The organism is Gottfriedia sp. OAE603, assembly GCF_040543965.1.
In the GTDB taxonomy this organism is placed as follows: Bacteria; Bacillota; Bacilli; order Bacillales; family Bacillaceae_G; genus Gottfriedia; species Gottfriedia solisilvae.
Genome location: NZ_JBEUNN010000001.1, coordinates 4,071,410 through 4,087,500 on the forward strand (window position 1 = coordinate 4,071,410; position 16,091 = coordinate 4,087,500).

General features: G+C 34.4%; 16 protein-coding genes and 2 rRNA genes (1 of these 18 cut by a window edge). 1 reads left to right on the forward strand and 17 read right to left on the reverse strand.

Annotated features, from left to right (window positions below):
• Window positions 1-155 precede the first annotated feature (155 nt).
• The 5 genes from rsmA to metG form a co-directional block, all read right to left on the reverse strand.
• Window positions 156-1,031, reverse strand: a complete 876-nt coding sequence (gene rsmA / locus ABID96_RS20565; protein ID WP_192604372.1) for a 16S rRNA (adenine(1518)-N(6)/adenine(1519)-N(6))-dimethyltransferase RsmA — start codon at window positions 1,029-1,031, stop codon at window positions 156-158.
• Entirely contained in the window at window positions 1,031-1,585 is a 555-nt protein-coding gene (rnmV, locus tag ABID96_RS20570; RefSeq protein WP_088004017.1) for a ribonuclease M5, read from the reverse strand. The genes rsmA and rnmV overlap by 1 nt, the downstream gene beginning before the upstream one ends.
• 293 nt (window positions 1,586-1,878) lie before the next feature.
• Window positions 1,879-3,087 (reverse strand): resuscitation-promoting factor, encoded by a 1,209-nt coding sequence (locus ABID96_RS20575; protein WP_192604373.1) that lies wholly within the window; start codon window positions 3,085-3,087, stop codon window positions 1,879-1,881.
• A gap of 183 nt (window positions 3,088-3,270) precedes the next feature.
• The gene (locus ABID96_RS20580) at window positions 3,271-4,041 is read right to left on the reverse strand and encodes a TatD family hydrolase (protein ID WP_088004013.1); all 771 of its coding nucleotides are present in this window, start codon (window positions 4,039-4,041) and stop codon (window positions 3,271-3,273) included.
• Between the two features lie 423 nt (window positions 4,042-4,464).
• Window positions 4,465-6,444, reverse strand: a complete 1,980-nt coding sequence (gene metG / locus ABID96_RS20585; protein WP_192604374.1) for a methionine--tRNA ligase — start codon at window positions 6,442-6,444, stop codon at window positions 4,465-4,467.
• A gap of 314 nt (window positions 6,445-6,758) precedes the next feature.
• On the opposite strand from metG, the gene ABID96_RS20590 reads away from it, so the two are divergent.
• Window positions 6,759-7,046, forward strand: coding sequence for an AbrB/MazE/SpoVT family DNA-binding domain-containing protein (locus tag ABID96_RS20590; RefSeq protein ID WP_088004009.1), 288 nt, complete (start codon window positions 6,759-6,761; stop codon window positions 7,044-7,046).
• 129 nt (window positions 7,047-7,175) lie between these two features.
• Here the strand turns inward: ABID96_RS20590 and rsmI are convergent, their stop codons facing one another.
• From rsmI to ABID96_RS20650, 12 genes are all read right to left on the reverse strand, one after another.
• Window positions 7,176-8,054 carry a 16S rRNA (cytidine(1402)-2'-O)-methyltransferase gene (rsmI, locus tag ABID96_RS20595; protein WP_192604379.1) on the reverse strand — a complete coding sequence of 293 codons (879 nt, stop codon included), beginning with the start codon at window positions 8,052-8,054 and terminating at the stop codon, window positions 7,176-7,178.
• The gene (locus tag ABID96_RS20600; protein ID WP_192604375.1) at window positions 8,054-8,317 is read right to left on the reverse strand and encodes a GIY-YIG nuclease family protein; all 264 of its coding nucleotides are present in this window, start codon (window positions 8,315-8,317) and stop codon (window positions 8,054-8,056) included. The genes rsmI and ABID96_RS20600 overlap by 1 nt, the downstream gene beginning before the upstream one ends.
• A complete protein-coding gene (locus ABID96_RS20605) occupies window positions 8,304-9,041 on the reverse strand; it encodes a tRNA1(Val) (adenine(37)-N6)-methyltransferase (protein WP_088004004.1) in 738 nt (245 codons plus the stop codon). Before ABID96_RS20605 ends, ABID96_RS20600 begins: the two co-directional genes overlap by 14 nt.
• Before the next feature lie 198 nt (window positions 9,042-9,239).
• On the reverse strand, window positions 9,240-9,599 hold the full coding sequence (gene yabA, locus ABID96_RS20610) for a DNA replication initiation control protein YabA (protein ID WP_142283146.1): 360 nt from the start codon (window positions 9,597-9,599) through the stop codon (window positions 9,240-9,242).
• 12 nt (window positions 9,600-9,611) lie between these two features.
• Window positions 9,612-10,439: a PSP1 domain-containing protein gene (locus ABID96_RS20615; RefSeq protein WP_088004002.1), complete on the reverse strand. Its 828-nt coding sequence runs from the start codon at window positions 10,437-10,439 to the stop codon at window positions 9,612-9,614.
• A 3-nt stretch (window positions 10,440-10,442) separates the two neighbouring features.
• Window positions 10,443-11,438 (reverse strand): DNA polymerase III subunit delta', encoded by a 996-nt coding sequence (holB, locus tag ABID96_RS20620; RefSeq protein WP_192604376.1) that lies wholly within the window; start codon window positions 11,436-11,438, stop codon window positions 10,443-10,445.
• 12 nt (window positions 11,439-11,450) lie between these two features.
• The gene (locus tag ABID96_RS20625; RefSeq protein ID WP_088003998.1) at window positions 11,451-11,891 is read right to left on the reverse strand and encodes a YaaR family protein; all 441 of its coding nucleotides are present in this window, start codon (window positions 11,889-11,891) and stop codon (window positions 11,451-11,453) included.
• Between the two features lie 96 nt (window positions 11,892-11,987).
• The gene (gene tmk, locus ABID96_RS20630; protein WP_192604377.1) at window positions 11,988-12,617 is read right to left on the reverse strand and encodes a dTMP kinase; all 630 of its coding nucleotides are present in this window, start codon (window positions 12,615-12,617) and stop codon (window positions 11,988-11,990) included.
• Between the two features lie 11 nt (window positions 12,618-12,628).
• On the reverse strand, window positions 12,629-14,047 hold the full coding sequence (locus ABID96_RS20635) for an aminotransferase class I/II-fold pyridoxal phosphate-dependent enzyme (protein WP_192604378.1): 1,419 nt from the start codon (window positions 14,045-14,047) through the stop codon (window positions 12,629-12,631).
• A 372-nt stretch (window positions 14,048-14,419) separates the two neighbouring features.
• The gene (locus ABID96_RS20640; RefSeq protein WP_088003991.1) at window positions 14,420-14,608 is read right to left on the reverse strand and encodes a sigma factor G inhibitor Gin; all 189 of its coding nucleotides are present in this window, start codon (window positions 14,606-14,608) and stop codon (window positions 14,420-14,422) included.
• Between the two features lie 254 nt (window positions 14,609-14,862).
• Window positions 14,863-14,978 (reverse strand): 5S ribosomal RNA (rrf, locus tag ABID96_RS20645).
• 52 nt (window positions 14,979-15,030) lie between these two features.
• A 23S ribosomal RNA gene (locus tag ABID96_RS20650) occupies window positions 15,031-16,091 on the reverse strand (it continues 1,879 nt past the right edge of the window).

A 16,091-nucleotide genomic window follows, 5' to 3' on the forward strand; every position in this document is an offset into this window, starting at 1 on the left:
CCTAGAAAAGGGTGATAAGTGGTTTTAAAAAGGAATAGAACCTTAAGGAGGGGCGTTATATGCTTTATCATCGCTAACGAACTTAGAAAATAGACGATAGACATAAAAAAAGACAGTAAACAATGGATTCATTGCTTACTGTCCTCTGCTACTACTTATTTTAAACTTTTATATAAGTTATTACTTAAAGTTGCAAATTCTTGAATACTTAGTGTTTCGCCTCGTCTTGTCCCTTCAATTCCAGCTTCCTCTAAACAAGCTTCCAGTTTAGATTTGTCCTTTTTCAGTAAAGGTAGGTTATTTAATAAATTATTATTTAAAGTCTTTCTTCGCTGCGCAAAACTAGCTCTAACTACTTCAAAGAAGAACGTTTCATCTATAACTTCCGCTGCTGGCTGATCTCTCTTTATTAGTTTAATAACAGCTGAATCTACATTTGGTTGTGGCATGAAAACCGTTCTAGGTACTGTCATGACTGTGGAAGCATGTGTATAGAATTGAATGGCAATCGAAAGTGAGCCATAATCCTTCGTTCCTGGTTTTGCAGAAATTCGATCTGCTACTTCCTTTTGAAGCATACAAACGATCCCTCGAATTGGTAATCCTTCAGTTAATAGCTTCATGATGATTGGCGTTGTTACATAATATGGTAGATTTGCAACCACCATAATATCCTTTTCATTTGGCAAACATTCTTCAATCGCTTTTTCTACATCTGCCTTCAATACATCCTCATTAATGACTTGAATATTATCATACGGAGATAATGTATCTTCTAATATTGGAATTAAACGATTATCAATCTCGAACGCCAATACTTTTTTTGCACGTTTCGCAATTTGCTCTGTCAGTGCCCCTATTCCAGGACCAATTTCAATTGCACAACTTTCTTCTGTTAAGTCTGCATAACTTACAATGTTCTCAAGTATATTTGTATCAATTAAGAAGTTTTGACCGTAATTTTTTTTAAAGAAAAAATCGTACTTAGCCAATATTTCTTTCGTACGACTAGGTGTTGCAATATCCTTCATCACTTTTCCTCCATTAAAACTTTTTTTACTGCTTGTCCAAATTCTTCTTTTGAAATTTGAAACATTTGCAGTCTTTTCTCTAATTGCTTGCCGTTTGTATAGCCAATATTCAAGAGCTTTCCTAGCTTATCTCGTCTTTCGCTCGATTTTGGATGTCCAATAAAACCTGCATCTACTAAGTCTTCCTTCGTTATGTCAGAGACCACTTCAACAAATTCTTGTTTTACATGGAGCAATGCATTTCGAATTGACTCACGTGTCGCATGTTCAATTCCTAATCCTTTTTTACCGGAACGAACTGCTTCTTCTTTTGATAAGAATGCATGCTTGCAACCAGGTATATTTTCCTTGATAATTGAACGGATGCGTTGTCCTGGATAATCAGGATCTGTAAATACGATAACGCCTCTCGTTTCTTGCGCATGTTTGATCAGTTTTAATGTTTCTTTATTGATTGCCGAGCCACTCGTTTCAATTGTATCTGCGTCTACAGCTCTCTTTATTGCCGCTGTATCATCTTTACCTTCGACAACAATGATTTCTTTAATCTTCATTTGTTCCTCCATACAGTTCAAGTATATGTAATCATACCATAAGGAAAAGAAAACTTCATATCATGTTAAATTTAGTATAAAAAAAAGCAGAAGGACTTATCCTTCTACTTTTCTAATCATCAATATTTATTTTAAAAATGATTGTTGATTTCCACTCTAGTAATCGAACATCCATAGTTTTTATCAAATTATACAAATTGTTTTATTTACCTAGAAACCCTACTAAAAACAATAGCCTCTTAATTGAAAGCCTTAAAACCAGACTATTAATAGGGAACCTACTTTAATCATAATCAATCAAGGATTCGAATTTTAACAGTACGACGACCGAAATCAAAACATTCGTCTTTCGTAGGCATTAAAATATCAATTCGACGTCCGTCGATTGCACCACCAGTATCTCCAGCAATAGCAACGCCATAGCCTTCAACCCATACTTTTGATCCTAATGGAATAACATCAGGGTCAACTGCAATTAACTTGGTATTTGGATTTTTACGGATATTAATCCCAGTAGCCGTAATACCACTCATACCAGCGTCATAAGGAGAATATGCTGTAGCTTCTACATACATTTCTTTTACCTTACCTTTTACTTTTGGTGCACTAGACTTTACCAATGCACTAGAAGCTGGTACAGATTTTGTACCTACAGCTACTACTCGGTCAACGGGTTCTTTCAAAATTTCTTCATCGATAATCGTTTTAGAAACTACCTTACCATTTTCTTTAATGATTTCGAAGTTTCGTTTTACAAGACCTTTAACACCTTCAGTAATAACTGCTGATTCATCTTTAAACATTGAAGAATCATTTTTCTCTTTTTCTTTATAATCTACTTCCTCTTCAACTACATCGTTGACCTTTTCAACGCGTATTACTCTAACTGTATCGTTTTGTTCAACCGTTTCATCAATCGCTGGTTCAACTCGATCATATTCATTTAAAGTAATATTTTGTTTATCTAAAAAGTCAGCGACAGTAGTCGAAGTTGAAAATACTTTTTTCGGTTTTCCACCATCATTAATTACTAAAGGAAAAGCTTTTTCATAAGTAATTTCTTCATTTTCTTCTAATGGTGTTGTTAATGCAGGCATGATTACATCGTCCTGATTTACTTTAATTTTTTCTTCGCTTAATAATTCTTGGACAGTTTGAGCAGTTGTCATAATCACTTTTTCTTGCCCATTAATCGTAAGCTTTACAGGTTTTGCATGTTGGATAATGATATCCATATCATCTGTTATTTTTGAATTAGCAGCTGGATACATTTCATCCTGGTTTGTGATTGTTACATTTTGTTCTTTTAATAATTCAGCCACAGTATTTGCATGTGTTTGAATAACCTGTTCTTTCCCGTCTACCTCAAGAGTTACCTGTTCTTTAAGTCCCTCATATGCTCCTGTACCTACTGATCCAGTGAAAACTAAAGCTCCTGCAAGTTGTACTGCTAGTTTTTTACTACTCCCAAGTCTAGAAAGTAACCTATTCGCGTCTATCACGATTTTACTCCTCCTTTACTATGAGAAAAAAGATTGACTAGCTCCAAACCTATTAACTAGCTTCTACTCTACTGAATGTATGTTTACTAGATTTAGAAGTAGAAGAGTTTTTTTTCGACAAATCCTTCAACTCTTCATACGTGAACTGTGACGAATGTTATCTATTCGTTAAAGTTCATAACATCATTTGTTAATCTGAAAAACTTTACACGCATTTTCAAACGTTCTCTTTTGAACTTCTTCAACTGGAATGTCTTTTAAACGAGCAATTTCTTCAGCAACAAGTGATACATAGCTAGGTTCGTTTCTTTTTCCTCTAAACGGGTGTGGGGTTAAGTATGGACAGTCCGTTTCGATTAATAAATTTTCTAACGGAATCTCAGTCGCTACTTCTTTTGGTTTTTTTGCATTTTTAAATGTAACAGGTCCTCCTAATGAAATATAGAAGTTCATATTGATACATTCTTTTGCAGTCTCCACACTACCGCCGAAGCAGTGCATTATGCCGCCTACTTCTGATGCATTTTCTTCTTTTAATATTGTAACAATATCTTCAGTTGCGTCTCGATTGTGTATTACAATGGGTAATTTCAGTTCTTTCGCTAGTCGAATTTGTTTACGAAAGACTTCTTGTTGAATTTCTTTAGGTGACTTATCCCAGTAATAATCCAAACCTGTTTCACCTATTGCTACTACTTTTGGATGTTTAGATAACTCTTTAATCCATTCAAAATCTTCTTCAGTTGCATCAATAGCATCAACAGGATGCCAGCCAATAGCTGCGTAAAGAAAATCGTATTCCTCTACTAACTCCATAGCCTTTGTAATTGTTGGTCTATCAAAGCCAACAACTACTTGATGAACAACTCCAGCTTCAAGAGATCGTTTAATTACTTCCTCAAGGTCTTCCTTGTATTGATCTGCATTTAAATGTACATGTGTATCGAAAAGCATTTTATATCTCCTTCGCTTATGAAATTTAGTCTAACATGCTATAAAATTTCTTACCTAACGCACAGTTAACAATTCCGTTACAAAAAGAAATGTCTTAAATTAACGATTTTCTAATCATTTTTTAATAGGTCTTTTAAGCTAATCCTATGAAATAGAAGGACTTTTCTAGTGCGCTATTCAAAATAAGACAATCTTTTTAATTTCATGATTGTAATCTATCTGTAACATTTTCCTCATATAATGACACATTCTAACAATCTGTCTACTGAAAGATTCCAAAAACCTACAAAATATTGGATTATTCTAAGTAACATAAATTTTTAGGCATAATTCTACATAGAATAACAATTATTTCAGGAAAATAACTCAATAAGAAAAAGTGTTCCATGTATAGTTTTACACGAAACACTTTTCTTAGTAACACTATTTAATAATCGTACCGTTTGGTAGAGATTGATCAATTGTTGCAAGAGAAAGCTTTCCATCTATACTGCCTGCTAGGATCATACCTTCAGATAATTCTCCTCTTAACTTAGCTGGTTTTAAATTCGTTACACAGATCACTTTTCTACCAACTAAATCTGCTGGCTCATAGTGTTCCGCTATTCCAGAGATGACTTGTCTTGATTCATTTCCTAAATCTAATTGAAGTTTTAGAAGTTTTTTTGCACCTTTTACAGCACTTGCTTCTTTTACTTCTGCAACTTTTAATTGTACTTTAAAGAAATCATCAATTGTAATTTCAGGAGTAGTATCTTCTACTTCCACTTTTTCCTCTACAGGTTTTACAGTACCTTGCATTTGTTCCTTAATATAAGCAACCTCTGGCTCAGTTTCTAAACGAGGGAATATTGGCTCTGCTTTTTGTACCTTTATCCCTTCATTTATTGCACCAAACTCGCTTAGACTTTCCCAAGTTAAGATACTTTCATTCGTTAAACCTAATTGAGCAAATATCTTCGCTGGAGTCTGTGTTAAAAATGGTTTTAATAGAATACCCACTTGGCGTAATGATTCTGCTAAATGTGCCATTACAGAAGCTAATTCTTCATTTCTACTTTCATCTTTAGCAAGTACCCATGGTTGTGTCTCATCAATATATTTATTCGTACGGCTAACATATTGCCAAATATGAGTTAATGCAACTGAAAACTCCATATTCTCCATTGCTTCTTCTACTGATGTTTTTGTATTTTTAGCAACTTGTTGAAGATTTTCATCAAACTCAGTAACTGTCCCTTTCACTGAAGGGATGTTTCCATCAAAATATTTTTCAATCATTGCAATTGTACGATTTAATAAATTCCCTAAATCGTTTGCTAGATCAAAATTAATACGATCAACAAAACCTTCAGGTGTAAATATTCCATCTGAACCAAATGGTACTTCACGTAATAAATAGTAACGTAGCGCATCTAATCCATAACGATCTATTAAAGTAACTGGATCGACAACATTTCCTTTTGATTTACTCATCTTACCGTCTTTCATTAATAACCAGCCGTGCGCAAAAACTTTCTTTGGTAATGGTAAATCTAATGCCATTAACATAATTGGCCAATAAATAGTATGGAAACGTACAATTTCTTTACCTACTAAATGTACATTTGCCGGCCAATATTTTTTATATAGTTCTTCGTTGTCAGTTCCATAACCTAGTGCTGTAATATAATTAGATAAAGCATCAATCCAAACATAAATAACATGTTTTGCATTTCCTGGAACTTTTACACCCCAATCGAATGAAGTTCTAGAAACCGCTAAGTCTTCTAAGCCTGGCTTAATAAAGTTATTAATCATTTCATTTTTACGTGATTCTGGTTGTATAAACTGTGGATTTTCTTCATAGTATTTTAACAGTTGGTCGGCATATTTGCTCATCTTAAAGAAATAAGACTCTTCTTTAACTAGCTCAACAGGATGACCGCTGTCAGGACTTTTTCCACCAACTACTTTTCCGTCAGCGTCATGAATTGGATCAACAAGCTGCGTTTCTGTGTAATATGTTTCATCTGGTACTGAATACCAACCCTCATATTCATCTAAATAGATATCACCTTGATCAAGTAATTGTTTAAAGATTTTCTCAACGATATCCTTATGTCTCGTTTCCGTTGTACGGATAAAATCATCATAAGAGATGTCTAACTTCTTCCAAAGGTCCTTAATCCCAACAACTATATCATCTAAGTAATTTTGAGGTGAGACGTTTAACTCTTCGGCTTTACGTTGAATTTTTTGACCATGCTCATCCGTCCCCGTTAAATAAAATACATCAAATCCTTGCAGTCTTTTGTATCTAGCCATTGCATCCCCAGCAACAGTTGTATATGCATGACCTATATGTAATTTTCCACTCGGATAATATATTGGAGTAGTAATATAAAAAGTCTTTTTACTCATTCCTAAATCTCCTCCTTCAATAAATTCTAAATATTGACACTAAATTATTCGCATGATTTTGCATTTCATTATAAAATGAAAATTGAGTTGTCTGCATATTCCATCTTTTCGCATAATCATACTTATTTTTCTAAGTTAAATTTTACACAATAGTAACATCTATTTCTATTATTTCTCATAAATATACATATTTTTTATGCTTCACCATTCTATTTAGACATATTTAATCATTATGTAACCATAAGTACTAAGTTCCCTTATACCGTTACATTTTTTGATATATTACATTTAATATTATTTTAGGAGGGCTAATCATGAAATCAACAGGAATTGTTCGAAAAGTAGACGAATTAGGGCGTGTAGTCATACCAATCGAACTTCGTAGAACACTTAACATCACAGAAAGAGATACTCTTGAAATATTTGTAGAAGAGGATCGTATTGTCCTAAAAAAATACCAACCAAATATGACTTGCTTGATGACTGGAGAAATCTCTAATCACAATCTTGAAATAGCAGAAGGTAAAATTGTACTAAGTAAAAAAGGTGCAGAATTACTGAAATTTGAAATTGAACAGTTTTTATCTGACATAAAAAATTAACTTTGAAGAGGCTGCCTGATTTAATTGCATTCTCCTCTACAAATCAATCATCTTACATGATTCATTCGTATAAATGATAAGAGAATTTACATTTAAATTAAGACAGCCTAACTTCATTTTACGCAAACATTATAAACCATGGTATTCCGCATAAACATCTCTTTTATGTAGATCACGATCCTTCGCAACTAGCTTAATTGCTTCCTTGCTTGATTCGTCCTTTTCATTAATATACCAATCGACATGTTCATTAATGGACAGAGCTTCCCACCAAGATTCCCCTTGATGATTAGCAACTTCTTCTTCAGAAGCACCCTCCAATACGATGACAAATTCACCACGTATTTCTTCATTAACAGACCAATCAATTGCATCACTTACAGAGCCACGTAAAAACTCCTCGAACTTTTTAGTTAACTCTCTACACAATACAATTTTTCGATTACCTAAAACTTCAGATATAGATTGTAATGTTTCCTTCAATCTGTGCGGTGATTCATAGAGTAATACTGTACTGCGTTGACCTTTTAATAACTCCAGGTGTTTTTTTTTGTCCTTTTTTTGACGAGGTAAAAAACCTATGTATAAAAATGAATCAGTCGGTAGCCCTGAAGATATTAATGAAGTTAATGCTGCATTCGCACCTGGTAAAGGCACTACTGAAATACCTTCTTCTAAACAAAGATTTACTAGCTCATAGCCGGGATCTGATATGCAAGGCATACCAGCATCGCTAACTAATCCTATTTTCATGCCTTTCTTTAAATCTTCGACTATTTTTATACCAACCTTTTCTTTATTATGTTCATGGTAACTAATTAATGGTGTAGTTATTTCAAAGTGGTTGCAAAGCTTTTTAGAATTTCGAGTATCCTCGGCAGCTATGTAATCTACTTCCTTTAAGATTCGGATTGCCCTAAAAGTCATATCTTCAAGATTTCCAATAGGCGTTGGAATTAAATATAAGCATCCTATTTCTTCATTTAAAAAGCTCTTTTGGCTTTTTATCATTGTTCTTTTCCTTCTCTCATATATCGTTCTTTATTCATCCTTGATAATTGTTTAAAAGCATATTCTGCTTGCAATGCTTCTCTTTTCGTATTGAATTCTTCCTGATAAATACACTTTACTGGAACTCTACCTCGGGTATATTTAGCACCTTTTCCTTCATTGTGCTGCCTAAGTCGTCGATCTAAGTCTGTTGTATACCCTGCATATAATGTTGAATCACTACATTCTAATACGTATAAAAAATGCCTACTGTTGTCCATATAACATTTCCTTCATATTTGCAGTGTACTCATTATTTTCTTCGTACACATAAACTGGTGGCAAAATCTTTAAGTCTGCTTTTCCACCTTTAATCCCTTCAATAAGTAAAGTATTTGCTTCCTTCCCCATTTTTGGGTAAACAAATTGAACTCTTTTTGGCTCTATCCCATGATTTCTCATTGTCGTAACAATATCTAACAGGCGACCTGGTCGATGAACCATAGCAAGCTTCCCACCATGTTTTAATAAAAGTTTACTAGCGTATATAACTTCTTCTAGATTCGTTTTAATTTCATGTCTTGCAATTGCATAATGCTCATTTGTATTTTGTTCAGATGTTGGTACATCTTGAAAATATGGTGGATTACATGTAACAACGTCTACAAATTCCCTACCGATTAGGTTTGGCGCATTTTTCAGATCATCATGTATCATCTTAATTTTTTGCTCTAATTTGTTATATTCAATACTTCTCATTGCCATATCATATAATCGTTCTTGTATTTCCACGCCAATTATATTTGCATGAGACCTTCTATGTAACATTAATGGTATAACGCCGTTTCCTGAACACAAATCGACAATTGTACCTTTTTGAATTGGAACGTATGTAAAATTTGATAAAAGAACAGCGTCTAAGGAAAATGAAAAAACGGAAGGACTTTGGATAATCCTCAAATCATCTTTTAATAAATAATCTAGTCGTTCGTCACCTTTAAGCATTTTTAATTCCTTTCAAAAATCACACAAAAGTTTATTTTTATATGATTTCCTTAATTTAAATAAATAAGTAGAAAACAATAAAAAAGAGGCTATTCCATGTGAAATTTCGTCAAATCACCATAGTAATCTTTCTTATATCTAAATAAGAAATGTACATTATATATGGTAATCCTTCGCTTCTACTGGAATAGCCTACTATTACTTTTTGTCAAAGAAAGATAAACAAAACAGACAGTCCTCATCGTGACGTACACTCCCATAATGAAGATTACATATATGAAAGCCTTCTTGGTAAAGTCTAGCTAAATTATCGTAGCCTTCACCGACATCTTTGTCTTTTTGTACTTTTTTCTTCTTCGAGTCTTTTACTTGTTCTTCTTTTTCCACACGTTGATCTAAACCTAAGCGATGACGCAAATGGTCATTCTCGATTTTAGTGTAGTGGTTTTCTTCTAGAAGCTCAGCAATATACTGTTTTAACTCACTAAGCTGTTTTGATAAATCTTGAATTTGTTCTTCCATATTGGATAGAGATAAGAATATATTCTTCTTGTCCAATCTTACCACCTCTTAATCTGTGGTTTGTATTGAAACGACTCCCTCGTGAATTAAATCATCCAGGGTATACTCCACAACGCGTTCTTTTTTAATCAATTCTACTTGAATAACTCGTTCTAAGATGTTTAATCCTACTACTTTTCCAGGGCCTTCTAAAGTTTCAATGATATCTTCTAAATCTGGTAGCTGTTCTTTAGCTGCCTCATACTCATCATTTTCATACTTCAAGCAGCACATTAATCGACCGCATAGTCCTGAAATTTTTGCCGGGTTAAGAGATAGATTTTGGTCTTTAGCCATCTTAATAGAAACTGGTTCAAAGTCGCCTAAAAACGTAGAACAACATAGCATTCTGCCACATGGGCCAATTCCGCCAAGCATTTTAGCTTCATCACGAACACCAATTTGTCTTAATTCAATTCGCGTACGGAATACAGCTGCTAAATCCTTTACTAACTCTCTAAAGTCTATTCTACCATCTGCTGTAAAATAAAAGATGACTTTATTTCGGTCAAACGTATATTCTACATCAACTAGTTTCATATCTAGTTCATGTTGCATAACTTTGCTAGAACAAACCTCATAAGCTTCTTTAGCTGATTGTTTATTCTCTTCAACTATCATACGATCATGCTCATCTGCTAATCGCATAACTTTTTTTAATGGAAGGACTACGTCATTTTCTCCGACCTTTTTATTTGAAACAACTACTTTTCCAAATTCAATCCCTCTCACCGTTTCTACGATGACAAAAGTATCTTTAGGGATTGCTAATCCATTTGGGTCGAAATAATAGATTTTACCTGCTTTTTTAAACCGTACCCCAACTACTTCGTACACAATCTACAATCCCTCCTGTAGCTCTATAATCATTTGCTCTAAAACTAACACCATATTTGCATTAGATGTTAATCGTTTTTTAGCATCAAGAATTTTTTCTAAACAAGTAGTAATCTTTTCTAATGAATAGCGATTTAATGCTTGTCTCATTAATGCTTCTTCAGAGCGAAAAACTATATTATTATCTTGTTCAGCATATATATATAACATGTCTTTAAAGGCTAATACAAGCATATCAAGCATTAATTGTACTTGTTCTTTCGTATCAAAATGTTTAGAAACATTTTGTTGTATAACTAAAAGACTATCTTTTTTAGTTGTTACTAATGCTTCATATAATTCTATCACTAAAGCTCTTGCTTGTGCAAACCATTCTTCTTGTGCGATTTCAACAGCGACTTGTTCACTATTGGTGATTCTTGCTAGCAAAGGGATTAACGCAGGTTGTAAATTTTTTTGATGTAAATGCTCTTCAAAATATCTCACCGGTAACGGGTTAAAGTGTATTGATTGGCATCGTGACTGGATAGTTGGTAAGATTTGTTGTACCTGTTCTGTTAATAAAAATGCCGTTGTAATAGAAACCGGTTCTTCTAAAAATTTCAATAAGGAGTTAGCCGCATTTGTGGTCATTTTGTCAGCATGATCGATTATATAAATTTTTCGATTCGATTCGACAGCCGTTTTTGCAAATTCTTCTTGAAGTTGTTGAATTTGATGCTTCTTTATAGAAGTTTCTTCTGGTTCGATTATATAAACGTTTGGATGATTACCTGAATCAACACGCTTGCAATTTCTACAATTACCACATGGAATCGCATTTATTACATTTTCACATAATAATACTTTTGTATAATACAAAGCAAGTTCTCTTTTCCCAGTTCCTCTTGGGCCCTCGAATAAATAAGCGTGAGCCACTCTGTCTTTTAATACTGCATTCTTCAACATTTTAGTGGCAACTGGTTGTCGCTCGCTTAACTCCTCCCAAGACGTCTTCATCTTTACACCTACTCATGTATATAAATTAATTAATAGTCCCTTTATTTCACCAATTGTATTCAATAAATGGATACTATCACTTTCGTTCTTCATCATATCGTTCGTTAATTCAATCAACTTCTCATCGATTAATTTTACAATTTGTAGCGAAGACATAGAACCTCCTGCACCCCAGCTAATTTGCTCAGATACTTCCATGCCATAATCTACTGATTCTTTTAAGAAACGTTTCACTAATTGTTTAAAACGAGCCAAATCTCGTAAATTTTTTCCTTTTGCTAAACGTTCTCCTTGAACCTCAATCTCTCCAATTAAACGATTCAATTGCTCTATCTGAAGCTTTGATTCATTTTTTTTAACTAAAGTATGAAAATTAGCAGAATTAGATTGAATTTGTTTTAAATCTTTTCTTTCATTATTTAATTTTGCTACTAAGTTTTGATCGATTTTCACTAAAGAACCTCCATTAAGTACAAAACTTACTTATACTCTATTATACCAGTTCAATAAATTTATGTTCACGTAATGATTTAACAAATTTATTTATTTTTAATGACCAATTTTTTCTAAAATCGCTTGTAAAGTCGCTTCATAAACTTCTTCAATTGTTCTAGAAGCATCAATTACTTTGAAACGGTTTGGTTCTCTTTTTATGATTTCATAATACCCGCATTGTACTTTTAAATGAAAATCTAGTTCTTCTAGATCTAATCTATTTATTTCTCTTTCATCTGCTTGATGTACTCTTTGTAAACCTATTTTCGGGTCTAAGTCGAAGTAGATTGTTAAGTGTGGCATTAATCCATTAATTGCAAATTCATTTATCTGATATATTTCGTCAATACCAATTCCTCGACCAACACCTTGATATGCAAGAGAGCTATCAATAAATCGATCACAAAGGACAATCCTTCCTTCTTCTAAAGCAGGTAAGACTTTTTCTGCTAGATGTTGTCTACGAGCAGCTGCATACAAGAGAGCCTCAGTCCGTATATCCATCTCTGTATTTTCTGGGTCTAAAATTATATTTCTTATATTTTCCGCGATACGAATTCCGCCTGGCTCACGTGTAGAAATAAAATTTAATCCTATTTTTTGAAACTCTTCTGTAACCATATTTATAATCGTCGTTTTTCCAGCACCTTCAGGACCTTCAAACGTAATAAATAAAGATTCCAACCTATTTCCCCCTAAATATAAACTTCAATTTGTAATTCTTCTTTTTTAATTAAATTATGAATCGTTAAACCATATTGATGAATCTTTACAATATATTCAATATGCTCTTTCGTAATAGTTTCACCTTGTAATAAGACAGGAACACCAGGCGGGTATGGGACAATATTATCTGCGGATATTTTACCTGTTGCTTCTATTAAATTAATTACTGTTTTTTTCATTCTTTTTAAAGAGGCATAACTATGTGATACAACACTATTAATATTTGGTACTGATGTATGGTAAAATTTTTGATCAATCCTTGTTAATCTTTTTGAAACATTTTTGATGCGTTTAAAATGCTCTTCATATTTCCATTTTTCATCTAATGGTAAGATCAATAGAACATGGGCCCAGTCTGACAGTTCAACATATATGTCCTCTTCCTCAAAAATAGCTTGAAGTTGCTTTCCAGTATGTCCTTCTGTACTCTTTAAAATCAGTTTTAACAAATCTTGCTTGTATAATAAGTTCTTCGTTTCTACTATTTGTAAAGCTGGTAACTCATGAATCAAATTCATAAAGGAATGAATTTGATTCTTTAATTCAATAACCTTTTCACTTGCAAAACTCTCTACAAAGCTTCTGGAATAATCAAGTGATGCCATGATTGGATATGAAGGACTACTGCTCTGTAGCATTCTAAGCATATCCTTAATTTTATCAGAACAAATAATTGATGATTTAATATGTAAATACGACCCCATTGTCATTGCAGGAAGTGTTTTATGTGCCGATTGAATGACAATATCAGCCCCCATAGATAAAGCATCTCTAGGAAATGGCTCACCTATCGTAAAGTGGGCACCATGTGCTTCGTCAATCATAACGGGTATATTCATAGTATGAGCTAAATTAATTAATCCATCTAAATCCTGAGACATCCCATAATAATTTGGATTGGTTAAAATGACGGCTTTCGCATTTGGGTATTTTTTTATGATTTCATTTGATTGGTCTATATTTACACCTAGTGGTTGGCCCAACTCTTGATCAATATCTAAAGGTAAAAAAATGGGTTTTGCCCCCGCAAGAGATAGACCATGAAAAATGGATTTATGGCAATTTCGTTGAACGATTACTTCATCATTTTCAGCACATAATGCTAATATCGATGCTAAATTTCCAACTGTGGATCCATTGACTAAAAAGTAGCTTTCATCAGATCCGTAAGCAGTTGAAAGAAGTTCTTCAGCCTCTTTAATCACTTCAGTCGGATAATGCAAATCATCTAAGCCATTTAATTCAGTTACATCAAATTGTAATAAATTAGGCATCCCTAATTCATGTATAAATGAATGTTTCCCATTTTTATGTCCCGGGACATGAAAGGAAATTGGTTTCTTTTTTACAAATTGTTGTAATGCATTCACTAGTGGCATTTCTTTCATCTTTAACGCTTCCTTTATACGATTCAGTAATATATTTTTAATTACTAAATATAAAATTTAATAAACTTTAGAATGACTAATTTTTAATTTATCTTTATTACTTAATTATTTTATCGTCATTGATTTAATAATTTCTTTCCAAATAAAAAACCGATTTACTATACTTGTACTCTCCAATTCCTGAAGTAAGATCTAATCGATAAGATCTTCTTCTCCAGAAATAATATATGGTAGAGGTACCTTGTATTTTGTAATCGGTCCTTCATATCTTGTAATCTTATTTTAACTTACTACTCCTGCTTAGACTACTATTAATCGTTAACCTTACTTATTAACTGAAACATTTACTTTTTAACTTCATTTACAACTCTTTTAGTTAACAATCTCTTCGATTCTTGTATTGATACTTTTTAATTTTTCAACGAACGTATTATACGTTGGAGCATTTGTTTCTGTCGTAACGATCTCTTTTTCACATTCATCACAAATAAAAGCGTGAATGACCTGAATACCATTTTCTTTTTTCTCTTCACATATTACACATTTTAAAATTGTACTCACTCTTATTCCTCCTTAAAAAGTTTTTTCCGAAATAGTCATATTGATTAAACAATTTTGTCTATTACTTAGTTTTGCAAATTTAAAACTTTTTATACAATTAGAGGCCCATTTTGCTGTAATATATGATAATTCTTTTGAATTGGTGTTTTTTTATATGAATGTTCTTTACTCACCTTTGATAAAAAGGCGTCATTTATATATTTATACCGATTAACACAAAAAAACATCAGCTTAATAGCTGATGTTTTCCATTTACCAGGCGACGTTCTACTCTCACAGGGGGAAACCCCCAACTACCATCGACGCTGAAGAGCTTAACTGCCGTGTTCGGTATGGGAACGGGTGTGACCTCTTCGCCTTAATCACCTGATTTATTTGTGGGTTTGTACCCTCAAAACTAGATAATGTCATTATCAAACTTGTTAGTTAAGTCCTCGACCGATTAGTATCAGTCAGCTCCACGTGTCACCACGCTTCCACCTCTGACCTATCAACCTGATCATCTCTCAGGGGTCTTACTAGCTTAACGCTATGGGAAATCTCATCTTGAGGGGGGCTTCATGCTTAGATGCTTTCAGCACTTATCCCTTCCACACATAGCTACCCAGCCATGCTCTTGGCAGAACAACTGGTACACCAGCGGTGTGTCCATCCCGGTCCTCTCGTACTAAGGACAGCTCCTCTCAAATTTCCTGCGCCCACGACGGATAGGGACCGAACTGTCTCACGACGTTCTGAACCCAGCTCGCGTACCGCTTTAATGGGCGAACAGCCCAACCCTTGGGACCGACTACAGCCCCAGGATGCGATGAGCCGACATCGAGGTGCCAAACCTCCCCGTCGATGTGGACTCTTGGGGGAGATAAGCCTGTTATCCCCGGGGTAGCTTTTATCCGTTGAGCGATGGCCCTTCCATGCGGAACCACCGGATCACTAAGCCCGACTTTCGTCCCTGCTCGACTTGTAGGTCTCGCAGTCAAGCTCCCTTATGCCTTTACACTCTTCGAATGATTTCCAACCATTCTGAGGGAACCTTTGGGCGCCTCCGTTACTCTTTAGGAGGCGACCGCCCCAGTCAAACTGCCCACCTGACACTGTCTCCGAGCCGGATAACGGCTCTAGGTTAGAATTTCAATACAGCCAGGGTAGTATCCCACCGACGCCTCCACCGAAGCTGGCGCTCCGGCTTCTCAGGCTCCTACCTATCCTGTACAAGCTGTACCAAAATTCAATATCAAGCTGCAGTAAAGCTCCACGGGGTCTTTCCGTCCTGTCGCGGGTAACCTGCATCTTCACAGGTACTATAATTTCACCGAGTCTATGGTTGAGACAGTGCCCAAATCGTTACGCCTTTCGTGCGGGTCGGAACTTACCCGACAAGGAATTTCGCTACCTTAGGACCGTTATAGTTACGGCCGCCGTTTACTGGGGCTTCAATTCAGAGCTTCTCCCGTAAGGGATAACCCCTCCTCTTAACCTTCCA